Raw genomic sequence first — 24,549 nt, 5'->3', positions numbered from 1 at the left:
CCGCCGAGGAAGGGAGCACCGATGTCGGAGCCACATGTCTCGCTGGATCCCCGTGACCCCGTGCAGGAGAAGCTGCGCGGGCCGCTGGAGGAGCAGCTGACCTCTGCCCTGCAGGTGGCCGCCGACCGGGTCCGCGACAGCTACGCCGGTGAGCCGGTGGAGCAGGTCTGCCAGCGGCTGCTCGACGAGACCCGCGCCGGCCTGCACCCCGACATCGCGGCCGGCTTCGAGCCCGACATGGACGAGTTGTGCCGGGTCGCGGTCGCCATCGTCCGGGGCGAGGTCACCTGAGGCTGGCCGGGGCCGGGCCGGAGGCGAACCGTTTCATCAGCACCTCGACGGTCAGCGTCAGCAACAGGATCACGTCGACCGCGATCATGATCGTCAACGCGGGCAACGGATGCACCACGGGCGTCACGGCCAACGCGGCGAGCGCACCGACCACCCGGACCCAGGGCAGCCGGCCGGTCACCGACCAGTCGAACAGGCAGGACCCGAGGAGGAACAGGGCGGGTCCGGCCAGCACGATGAGGGTCCGGGTGACCGACACCTCGGCGACGGGCTCGTCGGCGATGGTACGCGCGCCCGCGGAGATGCAGACGACTCCCGCGACCATCATCAGGTGCCAGTAGGAGGCGAAGGTGCCGAGCCGGATGAGTTCCACCCGCGCCGCCGCCTCCGGCTCCAGCAAGCTGTGTATCTGCTCGAAGTACAACTGGAACAGCAGGATCACGCTACCGATGCTCAGCGCGAACACGACGATCTGCGACGCGCTGAAGTCACTGGCGGCGAACCCCATGCTGGCGGCCAGGATGAGTTCGCCGAACGCGATGATGACGATCTGCCGATGCCGTTCCGCCAGGTGGGGGGCGGTGAAGATCCGGCTGGCCAGGTCGGTACGGCCGAGTCGTGGGGTGGGCCAGCCGATCCGCGCCGAGCCGTAGTCGATCACGACCGCGACGGTCCAGAGCACGAGTTGGGCCCGGCCGCCGATGAGCGCCCCGGCCAGCCACGGCACCGCGCTGACCCCTAGCCAGAAGAAGACTCGTATGCTGCGCGCCTGGATGTCGGGGTTGACCCGGGTTCCCGGAATGAGCACGAAGTCGCGCGCCAGATGAATGGCGAAGTACGCCGACACGAAGACGATGCCGTGCCCGTGGAACGCCTCCGGCATGGCGGTCGCCATCACGATCGCACCGACCGCGACCGCCATGACGAGGTTCCGGATGACCGGTACCCGGGGATCGAACAGGTCGGTGAGCCAGGCGGTGAGCACCCAGACCCACCACCCCGCGAGCAGCATCACCGCGGTCTGCGCCAGTGCCCACGGACTCTCGTCCGCCATCAGGCTCTCGGCGAGGCGGAGGAATATGAAGAGGTAGGCCAGGTCGAAGAAGAGCTCGACGAACGTCGGATACTCGGCGTCGCCCCGCTTACGGAGTATCCGCGGTAGCTGCTCCCCCGACACCTCACCTCCTGCCATCGGCCCTATCCTGCGCGATCGCACCTCCGGGTTGGCGGACTTGGTGGAATTCCGCCCACTGAGGACCCGGCCGACGCGGCCCGTCCGACATGGCCGACCCGGCCGGGCGACGTGACCGGCGCGGGCGGGCAGCGTGACCGACCCGGCCCGCCGACGTGGCCGACGCGGGCGGGCGGCGTCACTGTCAGAAGTGGCGCAGCAGGTCCGGGAAGGCGGTCAGGTGCAGCACGCCGGCGTCCGCCGGATCCAGCTCGTCGTGCTCCAGCACCCAGGTGTTGGCGTTCGGGATCAACACCGCCTGCCAACCGGCCGCCCGGGCGGGCAGGATGTCCGAGCGGGGCGAGTTGCCGATCATCCACGCCCGGGAGGCGTCGACGGCGTGCTCCCGGACCAGCCACCGGTAGGTTTCGACGTTCTTCTCCGGCACGATGTGCGCGGCCGTGAAGTGGTGCAGCAGCCCGCAGGCGTCCAGCTTGCGCTGCTGTTCCTCGCGCTCGCCCTTGGTCAGCAGCAGCAACTCGTGCCGGCCGGCCAACTCGTCCAACGCGTCGGCCACCCCGGGCATCAGCTCGACCTGGTGATTCACCAGCGCCACCGCCAACTCGTCGATCTCGCGGCGCTCCGCCTCGGTCGCCGGCCGCTGGCGCAGCCGTTCCAGGCACTCCCGCAGGCTGCGCAGGAAGACCTTGCTGCCGTACCCGTGGGTGAGGGCGTTGGCCCGCTCGATGTCGTCGAGGACGGCCCGGATCTGTCGCCGGTCCAGGGTCGGATGCGCCAGCCACGCCAGGAAGTCGTCGATCACCCGCTCGAAGACGACGTTGTTCTCCCAGAGCGTGTCGTCGGCGTCGAAGACGAGCACCCGGCCCGGCTCGATCAGCACCCGGTCGTCCACCACCCGCCGGACTCTAGGCGACACCCCCGCGACCGGCGACCGATAATCCGGGGCCGGCTCGGCCGGCTCAGGCCGGCGCGAAGGCCACCCGGGAGCGGAGCCGCCGGAAGCCGGTCCGCTCCAGTTCCGCCACCACCGCCACCCGGTGCGCGTCCACGTCGGCGACCACCTCGTACGCCCCCTCGGCGGCCAGCGTCGCGACCGCGTCGGCCAGCAGTTCGCCCCGGGCCGCCTCGTCCAGCAGCCCCAGGTAGGCGATCATCGGGTAGCAGGCGTCCGCCGTCGGCCCTGCCAAGCCCACCGGCTCGTCACCGGCCAGCGCCACGCGCCAGTTCCCGAGCGGCGTGCCGGCCAGCCAGGCCAGCGGATCACGGGCCAGATCCACCCCGGCGACCACCCGCGCCGTCTCGGCACCGGTCAGCACGACGGGCTCGGCGATGCGGGCCACCAGGTCGTTGATCTCCGCCGCACCGGCGGCCGGGCGGAAGGAGAACCGGCCGGCGGAGGCCGGCAGCGGCCCGCCCGTCCAGCTGCACCTCAACCGCTCCCCCTGCTCGACCAGGCCCGCGCGCCGGGCCGCCGCCATCGACACCTCGGCCACCGCCCGCACCTGCGGTTGCCGACGCCAGTACGCCGGCAGGGACGCGTAGTACACCTTCGGACCGCCGAGCGCCTCGTGGGCGGCGCGCAGCAACGCGGCACCGACCTCCGCGGCGGCACCAGCCCTCGGCGCGGCATCGACGTTCCAGCCGGGGCCCAGGTCGTCCACGGCGAGGTCCAGGTCGAAGCGCTCCAACCATGGGTCGCCGACGGACCCGGGCGGCAGCAGCCACGCGGCCCGGCCGACCACCCGGCCGGCGCGCAGTGCGATCCAGGTGTGCTCGGGCCGGTAGCCGCCGCCGGCGATCCCGTCGGCGTAGCTGGTCTGTCGCAGTTGCGGCAGCGGGTCGGGCATCGAGTCGAACAGTTCCTCCTCGCCCGCGACGAGCGGGCGGATGACCAGATCGGTCATGTGTGATCCTCCGGGAAGCGCGACGCCCCGGTCAGATCCGCGTGAACGCCGGTCCGCGGAGGGGGCGCAGAACATCGAACATTGTTCTGACCTCCCTCCAGTCACGACGGCGTACCCAGAACCTACGCCACACCCCCGCCCCGCAACACCCGCCGCCAGCACCCGCCCCGTCGATCTTGCACTTCTTGCCCCGGCAAAGGGAACGAAAGGGGCGAAGTGCCGACCGAGAGTGCAAGATCGACGAGGTGGGGATGGGGGCGGGAAGGGTGGGGTGGTTAGAGGAGGTTTAGGGGGTGGCGGGCTAGCAGGTGCTCGCGTTGTTCCTGGGCTTCGGGGCGTAGGCGGCCGCCTCGGGTGAGCATCACCATGCCGTGCAGCAGGCTCCAGCCCAGCTCGGCGAGGGTGTCGGCGTCCCGCCCGGCGGCCAGCGCGCTCAGCGCCGCGCGCAGTTCACCGAAGGCCGCCGCGACCGTCTCGGGCACCTGCTCGGCGCCGAGGATCAGCTCCGGGGTGTGGGCGAACATCGCGTCGTACACCTCGGGGTTGGCGTACGCGAAGTCCAGATAGGCCGCCATCACCGCCGGCCAGACCTCGGGCGGGCGGTCGACCGCCGTACGCGCGGCGCCCAGCGTGGCCGCCAGGTCGGCGAAGCCGCGCACCGCGACCGCGGCGATCACCGCGTCCCGGTCGGCGAAGCACTCGTAGAAGGTGCCGAGGTCGATGTCGGCGCGTTCGGCCAGCCGGCGGGTGGTCACCGCCGCCCAGCCCTCGGCCTCGGCCAACTGCCCGGCGGTGGCGACGATCGCGTCCCGCCCGGTGCCTGGTTCGTCTGCTCCGGACACGCCGCCGATGCTAGCCCCGCGACCAGCGGCGTCAGCCCATCGCGACGGATTGGCGACTGAATCCACAGCTCAGCGTGCCAGGCGGTCGGTAACGAAACGCCCAGCCGCTCGACGGGTGGCAGAACGACCGGCAGAAGTCGGGGCGGAAAGCGCGCCCGCTGCCATGGTGAAGCTCACAGCACCACTCCGCGAGCAACGCGCTGAGCTGCCGCGATGTCGCCCGGCGCCGCGATCGCCCCCGCCGGTGAAACGACGGCGGCACCGTGCCGCCGCCACCACGAAACGTATGGGTGACCTCATTCCGGTGCCCCTGTAGACCGATCGGCCACCGCCGATCGACCCGGAGTGGAGACGACCCCCATGCGACAACGCCGCCTTCTGACGTACGGCGCGCTCGGCGCCGTCCTGGCGACTCTGCTGGTCGGAGTCCCGCCCGCCGCCGCCCAACCCACCGCCGCACCAGCGCCGTCGGCACCGCCGGCCGCGGCGGCGCCCGGGACCGGCGACGCCGGCCCGGCCCGGACGCTGACCCTGATCACCGGCGACCAGGTCACCGTGCGCGGCACGGAGGTGACCGTCGCTCCCCGCGAGGGCGTCCACTTCGTACGCCTGCAACGGGACCGCTCCGACTACGTCATTCCGTCCGACGCCATCGCGTTGTTGAAGGCCGACCGGTTGGACGAGCGCCTGTTCAACGTCACCACCCTGCTGGAGTTCGGCTTCGACGAGCTGTCCTACCTGCCCCTGGTGGTCTCCGACGCGACGGCCGTACGCGGCATCGCCACCGGACGCACACTCGCGGCGGTCGACGGCTTCGCCACGAAGGTGCCCGTCACCGACCTCGCCGCCAGCTGGCAGACCACCCGCACGTCGTTGACGCGGGGCAAGATCTGGGCCGACGGTGTCCGCCGGTCGACGCTGGACGTCAGCGTGCCGATGATCGGCGCGCCGACCGCCTGGTCGGCCGGGTACGACGGCACCGGTGTGAAGGTCGCGGTGCTCGACACCGGCATCGACGACAGCCACCCCGACCTGGCCGGCCGGGTGGCGGCCCGGCGCAACTTCGTACCCGAGTACGAGACCGCGCTGGACCTCAACGGCCACGGCACCCACGTGTCGTCGACGATCGCCGGCAGCGGCGCCGCCTCGGACGGCAGGCACGTCGGCGTGGCGCCCGGCGCGACCCTGCTCGACGGCAAGGTCTGCTGGAACGTGCAGGGGCGGGGTCTCTGCTCCGACTCGGCCATCATCGCCGCCATGCAGTGGGCCGCCGAGTCGGGGGCGGCGGTGGTCAACATGAGCCTCGGTGGGCCGGACGAGCCCGGTGTCGACCCGCTGGAGCAGGCCGTCAACGACCTGACCGCCGAGTACGGCACGCTGTTCGTCATCGCCGCCGGCAACTACGACGGCTGGCAGGCCCGGGTCAGTTCACCGTCGACCGCCGACGCGGCGCTGTCGGTGGCGAACGTGGACAAGGCCGGTGAGCTGAACTGGTCGTCGCTGCGCGGCCCACGGGTCGGCGACTACGGCCTCAAGCCGGACATCGGCGCGCCCGGCACCGAGATCACCGCGGCGCGGTCACCGAGCGCGCTCGACCACCTGCCGGCCGGGCCGTACTTCCCCGCCACCGGCACCTCGATGGCGACGCCGCACGTGGCCGGCGCTGCCGCCCTGCTGACCCAGGCCAATCCGGGGTGGAAGGCCAACCGGATCAAGGAGACGCTGATGGCCGCGGCGGCGCCCAACCCGGCGTACGACGTGTTCGCCCAGGGCGCCGGCTTCGTCGACGTGGCCGGCGCGATGAGCCAGCCGGTGACCGTCGCGCCGGCGTCGCTCAGCATCGGGGTGCTCGACTGGCCGCACGTCGAGGAACCGAGCACCCGGACCATGACCTACCACAACCGGGGCGATCGCCCGGTGACGCTGGACCTCGCCCTGGACGGCGACGCCCCGCCGGGGCTGCTGACCCTCGGCGCCAGCACCCTGACCGTCCCGGCGGGCGGTGACGCGACCGTCCAGGTCACCGTGGACGAGCGGGCCAGCACCTCGTACGGCCTCTACCGGGGGCGGCTGGTGGCCACCGGCGACGGCGTGACGCTGCAGACGCCGTTCAGCGTCTACCACGAGGAGCCGGCGGCGAGCCTGACCATCTCCACCCTGGACCGCGACGGCCGGGCCCCCGACACCGTGCTGATCGAGCTGGTGGACCCGCGCAGCTACACCAGCCACACGTTCTACACCGCCAACGCGTCGGTACGGGTGCCGCTGCACAGCTCCTGGCAGCTCTCCGCGTACGTCGAGAACCCCGACGGCACCGTCGCGCTCCTGACCAACAACCGGATCGTCGCCGACACCAACCGGGAGGTGGTGCTCGACGCGCGTAAGGCCCGACCGCTGGACATCACCGTCCCCGACCCCGCCGCGCGGCCCTACGACGCGTCGGTCATGGTGCAGCGCGTCACCGACCAGGTCTGGACGTACGCGAGTGTCTCGGGCACGCCGTCGAAGATCCTCACTGCGGACCTCGGTCCGACCGGCCTGCCGGGCGTGACCACCCAGGTGCACGCGGTCTTCCAGGGCCCCACCCGACGGGACCGGGCAGCGGACGTCTACCAGCTCGCCTGGCGGGTCAAGGGCTCCTTCATCACCGGCTTGGTCCGGCACGTCCCGAAGCGCACCCTCGCCACCGTGCACGCCGAGTACGCGCGGAACGCGACCGGCGTGGCGGCGTGGCGGATCAACAGCACCCCCGATCCGGACGTCGTGTACGCGTTGAGCAGCCAACTGCCGGCGGTGCCGACGCCGGGACGGCGTACCGAGTACTACACCGGCGACGTGCGCTGGCGATCCGGCATCTGGGAGCGGACCGTCGCCGACGACCTGTTGACGCTCGCCCTGGCGAAGCCGACGGAGGTCGCCTACCGGGCCGGTGACCGCTTCGACGAGCGGTGGAACCCGGCGGTGCTCAACGCCACCCTGACCCCGGAGTACCCCGGCTCACCGGCCGTGGTGCGGGACGGCAACACCATCCGGGCCGCCCTGACCAACTACACCGACGGGGCCGGCCACCTGGGCCTGCCGTACGCGATGAACCATCACGAACTCACCCTGCACCGGGGCGGCACGCTGCTGGGCGAGTACGACTACCTCTACGGCTCGTGGGAGGTGGCCCCGGAGCCGGCGAGCTACCGGATGCGGTACGTGTTCGACCTGCCCGAGCCGTACCGGCTGTCCCGACGGGTGGAGACGGAGTGGACCTTCACCACCTCCGCCGACCGGCCGGGGGCGCTGCCGCTCACCTCGATCGGTCTCCGGCCCACGCTGGCGCTGGACAACACCGCCCGGGCGGGCGGCCCGCTGAGCATCCCGCTGACCTTCGCCCAGCAGGAGACCGCCGGCCGGGTGCGCTCGGCAACGGTGTCGGTGTCGTACGACGACGGTCGTACCTGGGCGCCGGCACCGGTTACCACGCGGGCCGGGGCGTACACCGCCTCGGTGCGACACCCGAAGGGTCGGTCGGGCTTCGTGTCGCTGCGGGCCACCGCCGTCGACACGGCGGGCAACCGGGTCACCACCACGGTCTACCGGGCCTACGAGGTCAGGTAGACCGGTGACGGACGCGCGGCGGCCGGGCACGACCTGCCCGGCCGCCGCCGTTCCGAAGGCCCGCCGTTCAGAGTGCCCGTCGACTCGCCGGCGGCCCGGGTTCGGCGAGCCGGCGCAGCGCCAGCTCCACCAGGTCCACCAGATCCGTCGGCCCGACACGGCGGGCGATCCGGGCCGCTCGTCGCAGCTCGCCCCGGGCCTCGTCGGCCCGTCCCAGCCGGGCCGAGGCGGTACCCAGCCCGTACCGGCATCGCGCCTCGCTCTGCCGTATCCCGGCCCGCTGGAGCAGGGGCAGCGCCGCCCGGAAGCTGGTCGCGGCGGCCGCCCACCGTCGCAGCGCCAGCTGGCTCAGGCCGACGTTCAGGTGCAGATGACCGGCGGTGACGTCCCCGATCAGCGGGGACGGTGCCCGGCCCGGGTCGGCCAGCAGGTCCGCCAATCGACGGTACTGCGCGATGGCCTCCCGGTGCCGGCCCGCCCCGGCCAGGCTGCCGGCCAGCAGCGACAGTCCCTGCGCGTAGCCGTCCCAGTCGGCGCCGGCCTCGAACAACGGCAGGGCCTGCGCGGCGGCCTCCTGCGCCTGGGCGGCGTCGCCCCGGCGGCGGGCCGCCGCCCCGAGGTAGGTCCACGCCCAGCCCTGCTGGCTGGGGTCGCCCGCGGCGGCGGCCAGGCGCAGCGCCTCCCGGGCCGGCTCCTCGGCACGGTCCGGGCGCATCGCGCAGGCCGTGAACGCCCACGAGACGTAGTTCAGGTGAACGGCCCGGCCGCGAAGGTCACCGAGCGCCTCGGCCGAGGCCGCCGAGAGCTGGTACACCTCCAGCCAGTGCTCCCAGTGCGTCCACCGGTCGGAGAACCAGTGCATGGAGTCGGCGACCGTCATCACCTCGGCGTGCCGGCCGGCGGCGGCGGCCTCCCGCAGCGCGCCGAGCCAGTTGCGGCTCTCCCGCTCGATCCAGCGACCGGCGTCCTCCGCCGTCGTCCACGGTGGACCGGCCGGCCCGGACCCACCCGCCGGCCCGGACCCCTCAGCCGGCCCGGACCGCTGAGCCGGTGCGGGGGCCGGGACGGAGGCGGGGGCGCCGTCGGCGTACCCCGGTTCGAACCATCGTCCGGCGGCGACCGCGGTGTCGAGCAGCCAGGTGACCACGCGGTCGGAGATGTCGCGCCGCGCGGCCGCGCTCTCCTCGGCCGCCAGCCGGGCCCGGGCGAACAGCCGCAGCAGGTCGTGGAACCGGTAGCGGCCGTCGGTGGCCGGCTGAAGCAGGCCGAGTTCGGCCAACTCCTCCAGGGCCGCCTCGGTCTCGCGGCGGCCGAGGCCGGCCGCCCGGGCGGCCAGTTCCGGGCCCGCGTCCGGGCCGGGGATCACCGACAGCCGCCGGAAGGTCCGCGCGGCGGCGGCGGACAGCTGCCGGTACGAGAGCATGAACGGCGCCGCGATCTGGAGGTCCCCGGCGACCAGCAGATCCAGTCGATCGTCCTGGTCGGACAGTCGGGACAGCAGGTACCCGATGCTCCAGTCCGGGCGGCTGAGCAGGCGGTTGCCGGCGATCCGCAGCGCCAGCGGCAGCTGCCCACAGGCCCGCGCGAGGCCGAGCAGCAGGGCGTCCGGCTCGGCGGCGGCGCGTCCCGTACCGACGATCCGTTGCAGCAGGCTGACGGCCTCACCCCCGGTGAGGGCCGGCAGGGTGAGCCGGTCGACCGCCTCCAACCCGGCCAGCGCCCGCCGGCTGGTGATGATCGTCATCGTGCTCCCGGTGCCCGGCAGCAGGGGGCGCACCTGCGCCTCGTCGGCGGCGTTGTCGAGCAGCAGCAGGCAGCGCCGCTCGCGCAGCAGTGCCCGGTACTGCGCGCCCCGCGCGTGCTCGTCGCCCGCGACCCGGGTCTCCTCCACGCCCAGCGCGGTCAGCAGGCGGAGCAGCAGTTCGCCGGGGTGCGGCGGGTCGGCGTCGAGGCCGCGCAGGTCGACGAAGAGCACCCCGTCGGGGAACGATCCGGCGTACCGGGCCGCGGCCTGCACGATCAGCGCGGTCTTGCCCAGGCCGGGCGGCCCGGAGACGACCGCGACCACCGGGGCGTCCGGCCGGTCCCCGGGCGCGGTACCGCGCGCGACCCGTTCGCCCAACCAGGTCAACTCCGCCTGCCGGCCGGTGAAGTCGGCGACCGCCCGGGGTGGCGCCAGCGCCGGCGCCGGCCGGTCGACGCGACGGCCGGCACGGGCGCTGTCCCGCAGGGCGGTGGCGGCGCCCTCCGAGAGCCTCAGCGCCCGGACCAGCGCCTCGACGGTACGCCGTTGCGGTACCCGGCTGCGCCCGCGCTCCATGTCGCCGATCGCCCGGATGCTGACCCGCGACGCCTCGGCCAACTCCTCGATCGTCAGCCCCGCGCCGGTACGGTGCCGGCGCAGCAGCAGACCGAAGCGGTTCGGCTCGGTCACCGGGGGCGCGGATCGGGTACCGGCGGCATGTGGCCGATCATCCCACGCCGCCCGGGCGAGCGGCACCGGGCGAGCGACCGGGCCCGCTCAGCGGCGCAGGGTGAGGATGAGGTCGGCGACCAGGGCCGTCCAGCCTGTCTGGTGCCAGGCACCGAGACCGGCGCCGTTGTCCCCGTGGAAGTACTCCGGGAACGCGATCAGGTCCCGCCAGTCCGGGTGGGTCTGGAACAGTTGCGCCGCACCGTAGATCGGCCGGCGGCCCCACCCGTCGCGGGTGAACAGCGCGATCAGCCGGGCGGAGAGGTCGTCGGCGATCTCGTCGAGGGTCTTCTTCACCCCGGAGCGGGTCGGGTACTCCACCTGGAGGTCGTCGCCGAAGAACGCCGCGTAGTCGCGCAACGCGCTGATCAGCAGGAAGTTCGTCGGCATCCAGATCGGGCCGCGCCAGTTGGAGTTGCCGCCGAACAGCCCGCTGGTCGACTCGGCCGGCTCGTAGCCGACGCAGAACTCCTGCCCGCCCAGGGTCACCGCGAACGGCTTGTCCAGGTGCGCGCGGGAGAGCGTCCGCAGGCCGTACTCGGAGAGGAACTCCTCGGTGTCCAGCATCCGGGCGAGCAGCCGGACCACCTGCTCCGGGCCGCACATGGACAGCAGCCGCTGCTGGCGCCCGTCCGGCCCGAGCCGCCGGGCGCCGATGACCGAGGCGTACTCGGGCCGGTTGGTCAGGAACCAGCGCAGCCGTGCGCCCAGCTCCGGCAGCCGGTGCAGGGTACGCGCGGTCAGCCGGGTCACCGCGGCCAGCGGCAGCAGCCCCACCACCGAACGCACCTTCAGCGGCACCTTGGTGCCGTCGGCCAGCCGCAGCACGTCGTAGAAGAACGCGTCCTCGTCGTCCCAGAGCCCCTGCGAGTACGCCGCCGCGGCGATGTAGGCGAAGTGCTCGAAGAACTTCGTCGCGGTGTCCACCCAGGTGCGGTCGTGCTCGGCCAGCACGACGGCGATGTCGAGCAGGTTGAGCGCGTACATCGCCATCCAGCCGGTGCCGTCGGACTGCTCCAGCACCCCGGCCACCGGCAGCGCCGCCGACCGGTCGAACGGGCCGACGTTGTCCAGCCCGAGGAAGCCGCCCTCGAACACGTTGTTGCCGCCGGTGTCCTTGCGGTTGACCCACCAGGTGAAGTTCATCAGCAGCTTGTGCATCATCCGGGCCAGGAAGTCGTGGTCCCGGCTGCCGTCGATCTCGAACACCTTCAACGCGGCCCAGGCGTGCACCGGCGGGTTGACATCGCCGAACGCCCATTCGTACGCGGGGATCTGGCCGTTGGGGTGCAGGTACCACTCGCGCAGCAGGAGCAGCAGCTGTTCCTTGGCGAAGCCGGGGTCGACCCGGGCGATGCTCACGCAGTGGAAGGCCAGGTCCCACGCCGCGTACCACGGGTACTCCCACGGGTCCGGCATGGAGATCACGTCGAAGCTGGTCATGTGCCACCAGGCGCTGTTGCGGCCGTGCCGGCGCCCGGCCGGCGGCGTCGAGGCCGGATCGCCCGCCAGCCACCGCTTGACGTCGAAGTGGTAGAACTGCTTGCCCCACATCAGCCCGGCGATGGCCTGCCGGGCGATCAACGCCTCGTCGGCGCTGGCCGTGGCCGGGATCACCCCGTCGAAGAAGCGGTTCGCCTCGGCGCGCCGCGCCCACACCACCGCGTCGAAGCCGTCGCCCAGATCGGCCGGCGGTGGGTCGCCGTCACCCGGAGGCGGTGCGGTACGGGTCAGCCGCAGCCGGATCCGCCGTTCGCCGCCGGCCGGCACGTCCAGCACGTAGTGCAGGGCGCCCCTGGTGCCCTCCCGCGCGGGGTTGACCGTGTCGGCGCCGGAGACCACGTGGTCGTTGATGCCGTCCTTCGGGTACGGGGTACGGCCGGGCAGCCCCCAGAGGCGCTCGGTGTTGGTGTCGTTGTCGCAGAGCAGCGGCGTCGGGTCGCCGTCGCCGTCGAGCGTGATCTGCCCCAGCACCCAGTGCTCGCCGACCAGCCGCCGCCCCGCGCCGGCGATCCGGGGCACCCGGTCACCGCCGGGCAGCCCCCACGACCAGGTGTTGCGGAACCACAGGTGCGGCAGCACGTGCAGCCGCTCGGCCTCGTCGCCCCGGTTGGCCACGGTCACCACGATGCACAGGTCGGTCGGGCCGGCCTTGGCGTAGTCGACGGTCACCGCCCAGTACCGGTCGTCGTCGAAGATGCCGGTGTCGACCAGCTCGTACTCGGTGTCGTCGCGGCCGCGCAGGCCGTTGACCGCGACCAGTTCGTCGTATGGGAAGGTGGCCTGCGGGTAGTGGTAGCGCCACCGCATCCACGAGTGGGTGGGCGTGGAGTCCTCGTACCACCAGTATTCCTTGGCGTCCTCGCCGTGGTTGCCGCCGTCGCCGCCGAGGCCGAACATCCGCTCCTTGATGATCGGGTCGCGGCCGTTCCACAGCGCGAGGGCGAAACAGAACGTCTGCCGGTCGTCACACACGCCCGCCATGCCGTCCTCGGACCACCGGTAGGCTCGGGACCGCGCGTGGTCGTGGGGGAAGTAGTCCCACGCCGTGCCGTGCTCGCTGTAGTCCTCCCGTACCGTCCCCCACGCCCGCTCGGACAGATAGGGCCCCCATGCGCGCCAGTCCTGCTCCCCGGCATCGGCCTGGGCGAGCCGGATCCGCTCGGCGTCGGGGGCGGAGGGCGAACCGTCAATGATCACCTGAACATCTTCGACGCCGCCGGGGTACTTCACCACAGCGGCCATTGTCGTCGTGTCGTGTTACACCCCGCCGCCGGTGGAGGAAAGTTGATCGAGATTCACTTCGGTTCGCAGGTCTGCGGCGAGCTGACCAGCGCCGCCAGCCGCGAATGGCTGGTGCCCGACGGCCTCGGCGGATACGCCATGGGCACCGTCGGTGGGTTGCGCACCCGCCGCTACCACGGGCTGCTGGTGGTGCCGGGGGACACTCCGGCCTCCCGCAAGGTCGGACTGACCAGCCTGGATCCGGCGGTGCTGCTGCCCTCCGGCGCCCGGGTCCGGCTCGGCGCGCACGAGTGGGCCTCCGGCGACCTCGACCCGCGCGGCTTCGAGCTGCTGGAACGCTTCGACCTGACCGACGGGCTGCCGCGCTGGCGGTGGCGCATCGGCGACGTGGTGATCGAGCGGGAACTGGCCACCCTGCACGGCCGCTCCTGCGTGGCGGTGGTGCACCGGCTGGTCAGCGGCGGCCCGGTCGAGCTGGAGTTGGCCGCCGCCGGCACCTGGCGGGACGCGCACGGCGAGCGCCGCGGCGACGGGCCGCCGCTGCGGATGGACCCGGTCGACGGCGGCGCGGTGATCGAGGAGGCGTACCGGCTGTCCGGGCCCGGTTGGACGCCGCAGGGCCACTGGTGGCGGGGCGTCCACCACCGCGAGGAGGCGGCCCGGGGCCTGCACCCGGAGGAGGACCTGTGGTACGCGGGCCAGTTCCACGACACCCTGCGCCGCCCCGGGGACACGGTGTCGGTGCTGGCCTGGGCGGGCCAGCTGGACCAGCAACCGCCCCCGGCGCCCGAGGTGGTGGCGGCGGCGCGGCGGCGTAACCGGGCGGTGGTGGCGGCGGCGAAACCCGCCGACGACGTCGGGGCCACCCTGGCGCTGGCCGCCGACGCGTTCGTGGTCCGCACCGACGACACCGCCGTGGAGGTGGTCGCCGGGTATCCGTGGTTCGGCGCCTGGTCGCGGGACACGATGATCTCCTACGAGGGGTTGTTCCTGCACACCGGCCGGGCCGAACTCGGCCGGGAGCTGCTGCGCGGGTACGCGGCGCGGCTGTCGGAGGGGATGCTGGCCAACACCGCCGACACCGGCCGGGTCGAGTACAACACCGTCGACGGCACGCTGTGGTTCCTGCACGCGGTCAGCCGGCACGTCACCGTCACCGGCGACACCGACCTCGGCGACGAGCTGGTGCCCGCGCTGCGCACGGTGGTCGACGCCCACCTGGCCGGCACCCGCTACGGCATCGTCGTCGACCCGGCCGACGGGCTGCTCACCCAGGGCGCCCCGGGCGCCGCACTGACCTGGATGGACGCCCGCGTGTACGGGGTGCCGGTCACCCCCCGCCATGGCAAACCGGTCGAGGTCAACGCACTGTGGATCAACGGTCTGGCCGGGGTCATCGAGCTGACCGAGCTGGCCGGGCGGGACGCCGACGGGCTGCACCGGTGGCACCGGCGGGCGGTCACGGCGTTCCGGGACCGCTTCCCCACCCCGGCCGGCTGGCTGCACGACGTGGTCGACGCGCCCGCACCGGCGTACCCGCTGGGTGGCGCGGCGCACCACGACGACGACCTGCTGCGCCCCAACCAGTTGCTGGCCTGGTCGCTGCCGTTCGCACCGCTGGAGCCGGACCCCGAGGCGCTGGGCCGCGTCGGCGCCGGGCTGCTCACCCCGCTCGGCCCCCGCAGCCTCTCCCCCGACTGTCCCGGCTTCCACGACCGGCACCGGGGCGGGCCGGCCGAGCGGGACACCGCGTACCACCAGGGCACCGTCTGGCCGTGGCTGATCGGCCCGTACGCCGACGCCACCCGCCGGGCGGGCCTGCCGGTCGACGCGCTCTTCACCGGTCTGGAGGCGCACCTGACCGAGTACGGTCTCGGCTCGGTCAGCGAGACCGCCGACGGCACGGCACCACACACCGCCACCGGATGCCCCTTCCAGGCGTGGTCGGTCGCGGAGCTGCTGCGCGCCCGCCGTTAGCGCTTTACACCCCTGCAACGGGTACGTCTCGGCTGGTTATCCAGCCCCGACCAGGATTGGTCCCGATCCGGCCGTGACCTGGACACCGCCCACCGGGGGGCGGCGGGCCGCCGCGCGGAGACAACTCAAAGGGGGCGCGTATGTCACCGAACGCCGACGTGATCGACATCAACCCCGCACGCTCGCAGCGGGTGCTGATGCTGTCCTGGGAGTACCCACCCGTCCTCGTCGGCGGTCTCGGCCGACACGTGCACGCCCTCTCCGTGGCCCTGGCCGCCGCCGGGCACGAGGTCACCGTCGTCACCCGCCACGCCGACGGCGCGCCGCTGGAGGAACACATCGACGGCGTACGCGTGCTGCGCGCCGCCGAGGACCCGGTCACCTTCCCGCTGGCCACCGGCTCGCTGCTGGCCTGGACGATGGCGTTCAACCACACCCTGACCCGGGCCGCCCTGCGCGCCGCCGACACCGGCGACTACGACGTCGTCCACGCGCACGACTGGCTCGTCGCGCACACCGCCATCACCCTCGCCGAGCACCTGCGCCTGCCGCTGGTGACCACCATGCACGCCACCGAGGCCGGCCGGCACCAGGGCTGGCTGCCCGAGGAGATGAACCGCACCATCCACGGCGTCGAGCACTGGCTCAGCAACGCCTCGACCCGCGTCATCGCCTGCTCCGGCTACATGCGCGAGCAGGTCGCCACGCTGTTCGAGACGCCGGAGGACCAGATCGACGTGGTGCCCAACGGCGTCGACGACCGGGCCTGGCGCGCCCGCCCCCGCGCCGTCGCCTCGGCCCGCGCCCGCTTCGCCGGGACCGGCCCGCTGATCGGCTACGCGGGCCGGCTGGTCTACGAGAAGGGCGTGCAGCACCTGGTCGACGCCGTGCCACAGCTGCGCGTGCGGCACCCCGGGCTGCGGGTGCTGATCGCCGGGGACGGCCCCTACCGGGGCGAGTTGGAGGACCGGACCCGCCAGCTCGGGCTCGGCGGGGCCGTACGCTTCGCGGGTTTCCTCGACAACACCCAGCTGCCGGCGGTGCTCGGCGCCACCGACGCGACCGTCGTACCGAGCCTCTACGAGCCCTTCGGCATGGTGGCCCTGGAGGCCGCGGCGGCCGGGGCACCGCTGGCCGTGGCCCGCACCGGCGGGCTGGCGGAGATCGTCGAACCGGGCGTCACCGGCGTCACCTTCCCGCACAGCGACCCGCCGGCCCTGGCCGGCGCCGTCGGGCAACTCCTCGGCGACGAGGTCTTCGCCCGACGGGTGGCTCGGCGGGCCCGCAGCATGGTCGGCCAGCGGTACGGCTGGGCCACCATCGCCACGCGCACCGCCCAGACGTACGCCGCCGCCCGCCGCGACCACGTCCCGCCGCACGCCCGCCGCGCGGACCCCGACGGGCCGCCCCGACGGGCCATCACCATCCCCGACGGCAACCTCCTCGCCATCCACGTCGCCGCCTCCTAGCCCCACCCCAATCCCCTCCCTCCCCCGCGAGGGAGGGGCGGTTCGCGGGGCGCCGTTAGTCTCGGGCGGTGGAACGCGACAGGAACGACGACAACGACCGGCTGCGAGTCTCCGACCGGGAACGGGAGGAGGTCGTGGAGCTGCTCGGCAAGGCGGCCGCCGAGGGCCGACTCACCCTCGACGAGTACACCGAGCGGGCCGGCGCCGCCCACGCCGCGCTCACCCGGGGCGAGCTGGCCAAGCTGACCAGCGACCTGCCGGACGCGCCCGGCCGACCGGCCACCGGTGCGCTCGTCCCGGCATCGGAGCGGCTCCTGGCCGTCTTCGGCAACGACGTGCGCAAGGGCGCCTGGCCGGTGCCGGAGCGCATCGATGCCCGGGCCGTCTTCGGCGACTGCCGGATCGAGCTGCACGAGGCCCGGCTGCCCGGGAGGGTGACCCGGATCGATGCGGAGGCGATCTTCGGCAACGTCACGATCGTGGTCGCGGAGGGCACGGACGTCCGGCTCACCGGTAGTGCGGTCTTCGGCAGTAAGCAGTCCAAGCTGAGCGGGCCGGTCGCCGCGGGCGCCCCGGTGATCGAGGTGCACTGCCGCGCGATCTTCGGGGACGTGACCGTCCGCCCGCCGCGCAAGCGCTGGTGGTGACGTCAGGCATCGCGCGTGGCCCGCTGCGCCGCCGCCCGGGTCATCCGGTTCGCGCGATCCGGTTCGTACCCGATCGACCGGATGAGGTCGCTCACCGCGGTGAACAACCGGGTCACCACGCCGTCGGCGTATCGCTCCAGGGGGTGTACGCGCGCCCGGCCCGCCGCTTCCGCGGTGGCCAGGGCCAGGCGCAGCGCCTTCGTGGGTGGCCTGCCGGTCCGGGATTCCTGCCGCAGCAGCCGGAGCGCTTCCGCGAGCCGCCGCACGGCGACGGGCAGCTCCGCCGGAAGTCGCTCCCCGTTCTGGAGGCTGGTGGCCGTCCAGCGGGCCAGCCCACGACACTCGATCATCACCCGGTCGAAGTGCTGGACTCCGCGCAGGTAGCGCTCGACGTCGTGGCGGCGGCGCCAGTGCCGCGGCGCGATGAGAGCCACCTCCTCGGCGCCCTGGAGGGATTCGTGCAGCCGGTCGACGTCGGCGTCCACCGCACGGAGTCGGTCCAGTGCCCGCACCGCGCGGCCGGCATCCCGCTCGGTCATCGCGTGTGCGATCTCCTGTAGCTGCTCGTGCAGGGTCGTGATGATCGGTGTGGCGGCGCGGTCGATGACGCGCATCGGGTTGACCGGCAGCAGCAACCCGACCACGACCAGTCCGACGACGCCGCCGACCGCGGCGTCGAGCAGGCGGGACCATTCGAGGTCCGGCTCGCCCGGTGACAGGGTGGCTATCAGGACGGCGGCGCTGCCGGCCTGCGCCACGAGCGCGCCGCTACGCCCGGTCAGCAGCAGCGCGACGGTGATGGCGAGCGCGACGACCACGCCGAGTTGCCAGGCACCGAACCCGAGGACGAGCAGCAGGAGGTTGCCCACGACGAGCCCCAGCGCGACGCCGAGCATCAGTTCGACGGTACGCCGAGCCCGCTGACCGAGGGCGGCCACGATGATGCCCACCGCCGCGCTCGGGGCGAAGATCGGGAACGGCCGGTCGAGCAGGTTATGGGCGACCGCCCAGGACAGTGCCGCGGCGACACCCGCCTGACCCGCGATGACCAGGATGATCTCCAGCTGGCGCAGCCGCAGGCGGCCCATCTCGCCGCCGTGCCGCCGGACCCGCATGGTGATCTCCCTGGCCGCCGCCTCGGCCGAGGAACAGGGGCACACGGCGTCGCTCCGGTCAGCCATGGCCGGGCTTACCCCCGATCGGTCGCCGGGAACGCCACCGCGCGCTCAGGCTCGCCCGGTGAGCGGGGAGCCGACGCGGTGCAGGGTCCCGTCCGGGTCGACGAAGGCGAACTCACGCAGGCCGTACGGGGTGTCGCGCGGCTCGCCCAGCCGGCCCTCGACACCTGACGCGGCCCAGTCGGCGTGCAGCGCGTCGGCGTCGGAGACGTAGAGGTAGACCGCCGACGCCGTGCGGGTCGGGTCGTGCTCGGCCCATTCGGTGAGGTGCAGCGACACCTGGCCGCGCGCCACGAAGCCGTACCGCTCGGCGCCGGTGTGCGCGCGCACGGTGAAGCCGAGCCGCTCGTAGCGGTCGAGCGCGGCATCCAGGTCACGCACCGGTACGACCGGGGCGATCCCGTCGAACGTGACGTCCTCGGTCATCGGATCCTCCCCGCCGTCCACCGGTGGCGGGTGCCTGCACCCCGGCCACACCGGGAGCGGCACCGTCCGAGGACGTTACCGCGCCGCACCGACGGCGCCGCGTCCCATGGCCGACACAGCGCCCGGTGATCGGCGCGCGGACTGCGATACTCCCTGGTGGTCGGCCCGGTCCACCGACCGTGTCCCGGCATCGTCCCCTGTGGACCGGTTGGGTGCTCCCCCTGCGGCGCCGCAGCGAATTACAGTGGCGTAGTTTTGGCGCTCAAGATCCCTGGGGAGGGCGAGCCGAGATGATGGGACCGTCGCACGCGCTGTCCGGCGCGGCGGTATGGCTGAGCGGGGCCTGGGCGCTGCAGCAGTTCTACGACTACGAGCAGTCGACGTTGGCGCTGGCCGTCGGCACGGCGGTCTGCGCCGGCGGGGCGCTGCTGCCCGACCTCGACCTGTCCGGCAAGGTGACCCGTAACAGGGGTGGCGCGACGGTGGCCCGCACCTTCGGCGTCTTCTCGCTGTTCGTCGCCGAGGTGGTGGAGAAGGTCTCGCTGGGCGTCTACTACGCCACGAAGCTCAGCCGCGACCCGAAGCGCAACAACGGCCACCGTACGCTGACCCACACCATCCCCTTCACCGTACTGGTGGGCTGGGGCACCACCACGTTGTGCGCCCGGTACGGCAAGTGGGCGGTCATCGGCATCCTGTTCTTCATGATCGGCCTGGCCCTGCGCGGGCTGTTCGACAAGTGGGCCGAACGCGCCGGCTGGCTCGTCGTCACCCTGATCTCGGCCGGCGCCGCCGTCTTCACCGCCGCCAACCTGCCCGGCGACCGGGGCTATCCGATGATCGGCCTGGCGGTCGGTGTGGGCTGCTTCGTGCACATCATCGGCGACATGATCACCCGGGCGGGCGTGCCGATCCTCTGGCCGATCCCGCTCAAACGGCGGATGTGGACGCCGATCAGCCTGCCCGACAGGATCGCGCTGCGGGCCGGCGGTCGGACCGAGATCGTCTTCGTCCGCACCGCGCTGACCATCGTCTCGGTGCTGGCCGCCATCGGGCTGGTCGCCCCCTCGGTGCTACAGAACCTCGACCTCAAGATATGAGCGTCGACGCCGTCGACCCGGGGATCGTCGCGGCCGACGCGGCCGTACCGCGATTCTGGCAGGGGCTCGGCCTGCCCGGCCTGGCCGACGTCCACGTGCACTTCCTGCCGCCCCGGCTGCGCCGGCGGGTGTGGGAGTACTTCGCGGCGGCCGGGCCGCTGGTGGGCGTCGAGTGGCCGATCCGGTACCGGTGGAGCGACGAGGACCGGGTGGTCCACCTGCGCCGGCTCGGCGTCCGGGCGTTCAGCGCGCTCGCGTACGCCCACCGACCCGGCATGGCCGAGCAGCTGAACCGCTGGACGCTCGACTTCGCCCGCGCCACCGACGGTTGCCTGCCCTCGGCGACGTTCTTCCCCGAGCCGGAGGCCCCCCGCTACGTCGCCGAGGCGATCGACGAGGGCGCCCGGGTGTTCAAGGTGCACCTCCAGGTGGGTGCCTTCGCACCGACCGACCCCGCGCTGGACCAGGTGTGGGGCCTGCTCGCCGAGGCGGACGTGCCGGTGGTGGTGCACGCCGGGCACGCACCGGTGGGCACCGCCCACACCGGCCCGGAGCCGTTCGCCGCGCTGCTGGCCCGGCACCCACGGCTGCCCGCGATCGTCGCGCACATGGGTGCGCCGGACTATCCGGCCTTCCTCGACCTCACCGAGCGGTACGCGCGGGTGCGGCTGGACACCACGATGGCCTTCACCGCGTTCTTCGACCAGTTCGTGCCCTTCCCCGGCGACGAGTTGCCCCGGCTGCGCGAGCTGGGGCTGGCCGGCAAGGTGCTGCTGGGCAGCGACTTCCCGAACATCCCCTACCCGTACGCGGAGCAGCTGGCCGGCCTGGCCCGGCTCGACCTGGGCGACGACTGGCTACGCGCCGTCTGCTGGCAATCCGCCGCCACCCTCTTCACCCTCACCCCCACCTAACCCACCCCCGCCCCCGCCCCCACCCCGGAACGCGTCGATCATGCAGTTGTGGTCGTCACATATCGGGTCAGGAGTCACGAAACGGCGACCGAAACTGCAAGATCGACGGGCCGGGTGGGCGGGTCAGGCGCCGACGCGTTGTTCGGGTACGGAGAGGCCGTAGAGGGCCATCAGCTCGGGGGTGTCCACCCGGCTGCCGTCGGCCACCGCGTCGCAGGCAATGTCGACGATCTGGTCCTTGTGCGCCAGCAGGTAGGGCCGGGCGCCGACGTCGGCGCTGGCCAGGGTCGCGATGCCCGGCCAGTGCCGGCGGCCGAACAGCATCGGGTAGCCGCGCAGCCCGTTGTAGGTGGCGCAGACCAGTACGTCGGGGAAGGGCAGCGCGGTCACCCGGCGGATCGCCGCGGCGGTGAGCCCCGGCATGTCGACCGGCACGACCACCGCCGCCTCGACCCGGTCGTCGTCGATCCCGGCCAGGCCGGCCCGGATGGACGAGCCGACGCCGGTGCCCCAGGCACGGTTGACCACCACCGTGGCGCGGCTCAGGTCGGCGGTCTCGCGGACCTGGTCGGCCGCAGCACCCAGCACGACCACGATCTGCCCGCAGCCCGCCTCCGTCAGCGTGTCGATCATCTGATCGACCAGGGGCTTGCCGCCCTGGTGCAGCAGGGCCTCCGGGCCGCCGATCCGGCGGCCACCCCCCGCAGCGATGATCATTCCTGCGATCCGGTTCAGAGCTGCGCTCCCTCCAGTGTGGGACCGGCGGAGCCACATGACCCAGGCCGTCCCGTCCGACGCACACCGTTTGCAACGACCAGCGTCGGAGGAGAGTGGCGGGGCAAATCGTATAAATTGGATATCTATCTCATCCTTCGCCACACGCGCCGCGCCCGATCATCGGACGCCGGACGGCACAGCGGGCGGTTGGTGCGGGTCACGGGGATCTCCTCGGTCAGGCGGGTTGGTGGATGGTGGCGGGGGCGCGCAGCGGTCCGGTGTCGCTGTCGGCGCCGAGGCCGACGAACTCGCGCAGCGTGGCGGTGAGGATCCCGCCGAGCGCGAGGGTGGCCCCAACCGGAAGCCTCGCCGGTGAACGTGCAGGCCGTCCTCGTCCTGCACGATGTCGAAACGAGCCGCGTCCAGGATGCCGAGCGTGTCATGGATAGTGGGCGCGGTCCCGTGCGTCTGTGGTGGTGGATGTGGCGTACGGAACGGAGCTGAGCGGTTGGACGACGAGGCGAGAGCCAGGTTCGGTGAGTTCGCGCAGAGCCGGACCGCCGCCCTGATCAGGGCGGCCTACCTGCTCACCGGCGACCAGCATGCCGCCGAGGATCTGGTGCAGTCGGCGTTGGCCAGACGTACGTCAAATGGCCGACGATCCGGCACGAGGACCCCGAGGGGTACGTGCGCGCGGTGATGTACCGCGAGCGGGTCAGTTGGTGGCGGCGCCGGGGACGGCTACGGGAGACGCTGGTCGGTTCGCCGGTCGAGCGGGAACACCCGGACGACAGCGGCCATGCCGACCTGCGGCTGGCCATGCGGGCAGCCCTGCTGCGCCTTCCCGTGGCGCAGCGCGCGGTGCTGGTCCTGCGGTACTACGAGGACCTGCCCGAGCAACAGGTGGCCGAGGTGCTCGGCTGCTCGGTCGGGACGGTCCGCAGCCGAACCCACCGGGCGGTCAGTCGGCTGCGTGAGGTGCTGCCCGGTGCCGAACTCGCGCTGGAGCTGAAGCGATGAACACCCCGCTCGACGACCTCATCCGAGCCACCCTTACCGATCTTGCCGAGGAGGCAGTCCCGATGAATCTGGCAGATTCCGCCGTCGCCCGGGCGCGCAAGCGTCGTACCCTCACCATCTCGGTGGGGGCCGCGGGCGTCGTCGTCGCCCTCATGGTCGGCACACCACTGGCGTTCGCGGCCGTGAACCGGGACGCCCCGCCACCGTCCGCCCCCGCCGACCCGCCACCCGCGGACTTCCCCAGCCCTGCCCCGATCAGCCCCGTCCCGCCCCCGGTGGGCTCGGCTAGCCCTGTCCCCATCGGCCCCGACCTGCCCCCGCCGGGAAACCTACCCAGCCCTGTTCCGATCAGCCCCGTCCCGCCCCCGGTGGGCTCGGCCAGCCCTGTCCCCATCGGCCCCGACCTGCCCCCGCCGGGAAACCTACCCAGCCCCGTCCCGATCAGCCCCGTCCCGTCTCCGGTGGGCTCGGCTGGGGACGTTCCATGATGCTTGCGCATCAGCACTGTCCAGCCGTAGTCACGCAGGGTTCAGGTTGCAGGCTGTGGTTCCCTGAATGAATGGAGTCATCTGCATGATCGACCCGAAGTCGGTTCTCCGCATCGCCCGTCCCACCCGTGACCTTGCCGCAGTCGAGCGCTTCTATGTGCAGGGGCTCGGACTGGAGGTGTTGTACCGGGCTGCGGGTGGTACGGGAGAGCACGACCTACTGATGCTGGGCTGGCGTGAGGCGTCGTGGCATCTGGAACTGGTTGGTGGTTCGAATCTCACCGTGCAGCCGACGCCGACGGACGAGGATCTCCTTGTGCTCTATCTGTCTGGGGCGGTCGACGACGCGCTCGTAGCTCGCCTTGAACAGGCCGGCGGCAAGCGCGTATCGCAGGGCGCGTACTGGGACCGGTGGGGGGGTCACAGTCGAAGATCCGGACGGGTATCGCCTCGTGTTGTCCCGTCGCTCGTGGTCCAATCGTGAGTAGTCAGGACGGCCGCTCGGATCGCTCCCCGCGCGTCGCATAGCCGGCCGCCGGTCCGCCGGTTGCCGACCGCCACCACCTCGGCGAGCATCGACAGCGCGGTCTGGGCCAGGGAGGCCGCGCCGAGGTCCAGCCCGGCCGGGCCGGCGAGGCGGTCGAGGCCCGGCGCGCCGGCCAACCGGGCCAGCCGCCGGGCGTGCGTCTCCCGGCTGCCCAGGGCGCCGATGTACCCGGCCGACCCGATCAGGGCGGCGCGGATCGCCCGGTCGTCGATCCGCGGGTCGTGGGTCAGCGCCAGCACCGCGTCACGCGGGCCGAGCGAGGCGGCGGCCAGCCACTCGTCCGGCCAGACGCAGATCACGTCGTCGGCCGCCGGCACCCGCTCGCGCCGGGCGTACGTGGGACGCGGGTCGACCACGACCACCCGGTGACCCGTCGGCACCGCCAGGGTCGCCAGCGCGGCGGCCAGGTCCGTGGCGCCGACCAGCAGCAGCACCGGCCCGGGGTCCAGTTCCTCCACGAAGTGGTCGTCGCCGCTCGGCAACGCGTCCCGGCTGGCGGCCGTCGACCACCGGAACGGCTCCCGGAGTTCGACGCCCAGCGCGAGCGGACGGCGGGTGGCCAGCGCCGCGCCGATGGCCGCGTACACCGGGCCGGTCGGCACGGGGCAGATCAGCACGCCCAACTCCCCGGCGCAGGCCGGGGCGGGCTCCCAGGGCATCAGGTCGACGCCGGGGCTGATCGAGACGAGGCGGGGACGGGCCCCGTCGAGCACCGAGCGGGCCTCGTCGAGCAGGGTTCCCTCCACGCAGCCGCCGGAGACCGACCCGCTCCAGGCGCCGTCCGAGGCCACCGCCATGGTGGCACCCAGCGGGCGGGATCCCGGGCCGGCACGGCGCACCAGCCGGGCCAGCACCACCCGCTGGCCGGCGCCCTGCCGCTGCGCGACGAACGGCCACACCTCCGCCAACACCTGTCGAACCCCTTCGGTCGCACGCCCTTTGCGTAACTTTTATAGCTTTTGCCAGATCTATCCGCTGTCGATCCGTTTAATGGGGTTGGACTTCGTCGGCAA

At 73.0% G+C, this 24,549-nt stretch carries 17 protein-coding genes and 2 pseudogenes; 9 read left to right on the top strand and 10 right to left on the bottom strand.

What is annotated here, in order from left to right; genetic code table 11:
- Positions 1-21 precede the first annotated feature (21 nt).
- Positions 22-291 carry a hypothetical protein gene (locus tag O7615_RS23495; protein WP_278179953.1) on the top strand — a complete coding sequence of 90 codons (270 nt, stop codon included), beginning with the start codon at positions 22-24 and terminating at the stop codon, positions 289-291.
- Here O7615_RS23495 and O7615_RS23490 read toward each other — a convergent pair.
- From O7615_RS23490 to O7615_RS23475, 4 genes are all read right to left on the bottom strand, one after another.
- The gene (locus O7615_RS23490) at positions 284-1,483 is read right to left on the bottom strand and encodes a low temperature requirement protein A (protein WP_278179952.1); all 1,200 of its coding nucleotides are present in this window, start codon (positions 1,481-1,483) and stop codon (positions 284-286) included. The two genes, O7615_RS23495 and O7615_RS23490, sit on opposite strands and share 8 nt — an antisense overlap.
- Before the next feature lie 184 nt (positions 1,484-1,667).
- Positions 1,668-2,342, bottom strand: coding sequence for an HAD family hydrolase (locus O7615_RS23485; RefSeq protein ID WP_278182207.1), 675 nt, complete (start codon positions 2,340-2,342; stop codon positions 1,668-1,670).
- A gap of 100 nt (positions 2,343-2,442) precedes the next feature.
- A complete protein-coding gene (locus O7615_RS23480; protein WP_278179951.1) occupies positions 2,443-3,387 on the bottom strand; it encodes an acetyltransferase in 945 nt (314 codons plus the stop codon).
- Positions 3,388-3,662: 275 nt separating this feature from the next.
- Positions 3,663-4,229, bottom strand: coding sequence for a TetR/AcrR family transcriptional regulator (locus O7615_RS23475; RefSeq protein ID WP_278179950.1), 567 nt, complete (start codon positions 4,227-4,229; stop codon positions 3,663-3,665).
- A 360-nt stretch (positions 4,230-4,589) separates the two neighbouring features.
- On the opposite strand from O7615_RS23475, the gene O7615_RS23470 reads away from it, so the two are divergent.
- Positions 4,590-7,835, top strand: a complete 3,246-nt coding sequence (locus tag O7615_RS23470) for a S8 family serine peptidase (protein WP_278179949.1) — start codon at positions 4,590-4,592, stop codon at positions 7,833-7,835.
- A 67-nt stretch (positions 7,836-7,902) separates the two neighbouring features.
- On the opposite strand, the gene O7615_RS23465 is transcribed toward O7615_RS23470, so the two are convergent.
- Both O7615_RS23465 and O7615_RS23460 read right to left on the bottom strand, forming a co-directional pair.
- Positions 7,903-10,269, bottom strand: a complete 2,367-nt coding sequence (locus O7615_RS23465; RefSeq protein ID WP_278179948.1) for a helix-turn-helix transcriptional regulator — start codon at positions 10,267-10,269, stop codon at positions 7,903-7,905.
- Between the two features lie 87 nt (positions 10,270-10,356).
- Positions 10,357-13,053, bottom strand: coding sequence for a glucosidase (locus tag O7615_RS23460; RefSeq protein WP_278179947.1), 2,697 nt, complete (start codon positions 13,051-13,053; stop codon positions 10,357-10,359).
- A gap of 42 nt (positions 13,054-13,095) precedes the next feature.
- Here O7615_RS23460 and O7615_RS23455 point away from each other — a divergent pair, with 42 nt between their 5' ends.
- The 3 genes from O7615_RS23455 (at position 13,096) to O7615_RS23445 (ending at position 17,146) form a co-directional block, all read left to right on the top strand.
- A complete protein-coding gene (locus O7615_RS23455) occupies positions 13,096-15,030 on the top strand; it encodes an amylo-alpha-1,6-glucosidase (protein ID WP_278179946.1) in 1,935 nt (644 codons plus the stop codon).
- Between the two features lie 140 nt (positions 15,031-15,170).
- Complete coding sequence (locus tag O7615_RS23450; protein ID WP_278179945.1) at positions 15,171-16,499, top strand: glycosyltransferase family 4 protein; 1,329 nt, start codon at positions 15,171-15,173, stop codon at positions 16,497-16,499.
- Positions 16,500-16,567: 68 nt separating this feature from the next.
- Positions 16,568-17,146, top strand: a complete 579-nt coding sequence (locus O7615_RS23445; RefSeq protein ID WP_278179944.1) for a DUF1707 domain-containing protein — start codon at positions 16,568-16,570, stop codon at positions 17,144-17,146.
- Between the two features lie 2 nt (positions 17,147-17,148).
- Here the strand turns inward: O7615_RS23445 and O7615_RS23440 are convergent, their stop codons facing one another.
- Together O7615_RS23440 and O7615_RS23435 are read right to left on the bottom strand one after the other, a co-directional pair.
- Positions 17,149-18,327, bottom strand: coding sequence for an FUSC family protein (locus tag O7615_RS23440; protein WP_278179943.1), 1,179 nt, complete (start codon positions 18,325-18,327; stop codon positions 17,149-17,151).
- A gap of 45 nt (positions 18,328-18,372) precedes the next feature.
- Positions 18,373-18,750: a VOC family protein gene (locus tag O7615_RS23435; RefSeq protein ID WP_278179942.1), complete on the bottom strand. Its 378-nt coding sequence runs from the start codon at positions 18,748-18,750 to the stop codon at positions 18,373-18,375.
- 290 nt (positions 18,751-19,040) lie between these two features.
- Here O7615_RS23435 and O7615_RS23430 point away from each other — a divergent pair, with 290 nt between their 5' ends.
- Together O7615_RS23430 and O7615_RS23425 are read left to right on the top strand one after the other, a co-directional pair.
- Positions 19,041-19,850 carry a metal-dependent hydrolase gene (locus O7615_RS23430; RefSeq protein ID WP_278179941.1) on the top strand — a complete coding sequence of 270 codons (810 nt, stop codon included), beginning with the start codon at positions 19,041-19,043 and terminating at the stop codon, positions 19,848-19,850.
- Positions 19,847-20,764: an amidohydrolase family protein gene (locus O7615_RS23425; protein ID WP_278179940.1), complete on the top strand. Its 918-nt coding sequence runs from the start codon at positions 19,847-19,849 to the stop codon at positions 20,762-20,764. Before O7615_RS23430 ends, O7615_RS23425 begins: the two co-directional genes overlap by 4 nt.
- Before the next feature lie 123 nt (positions 20,765-20,887).
- Here the strand turns inward: O7615_RS23425 and O7615_RS23420 are convergent, their stop codons facing one another.
- The gene (locus O7615_RS23420) at positions 20,888-21,481 is read right to left on the bottom strand and encodes a nucleotidyltransferase family protein (protein WP_278179939.1); all 594 of its coding nucleotides are present in this window, start codon (positions 21,479-21,481) and stop codon (positions 20,888-20,890) included.
- Positions 21,482-21,989: 508 nt separating this feature from the next.
- On the opposite strand from O7615_RS23420, the pseudogene O7615_RS23415 reads away from it, so the two are divergent.
- Both O7615_RS23415 and O7615_RS23410 read left to right on the top strand, forming a co-directional pair.
- Positions 21,990-22,501 (top strand): annotated as a pseudogene (locus O7615_RS23415) (SigE family RNA polymerase sigma factor).
- 573 nt (positions 22,502-23,074) lie between these two features.
- A pseudogene (locus O7615_RS23410) lies at positions 23,075-23,477 on the top strand (VOC family protein).
- On the opposite strand, the gene O7615_RS23405 reads toward O7615_RS23410, so the two are convergent.
- Positions 23,410-24,447 carry an XdhC/CoxI family protein gene (locus tag O7615_RS23405; protein WP_278179938.1) on the bottom strand — a complete coding sequence of 346 codons (1,038 nt, stop codon included), beginning with the start codon at positions 24,445-24,447 and terminating at the stop codon, positions 23,410-23,412. The pseudogene O7615_RS23410 and the gene O7615_RS23405 overlap by 68 nt on opposite strands.
- Positions 24,448-24,549 lie beyond the last annotated feature (102 nt).

It is taken from the genome of Micromonospora sp. WMMD1082, assembly GCF_029626175.1.
GTDB lineage: Bacteria > Actinomycetota > Actinomycetes > Mycobacteriales > Micromonosporaceae > Micromonospora.
The sequence above is the reverse complement of the archived record's forward strand: the minus strand, read 5'-3'. Positions and strand labels throughout refer to the sequence as shown.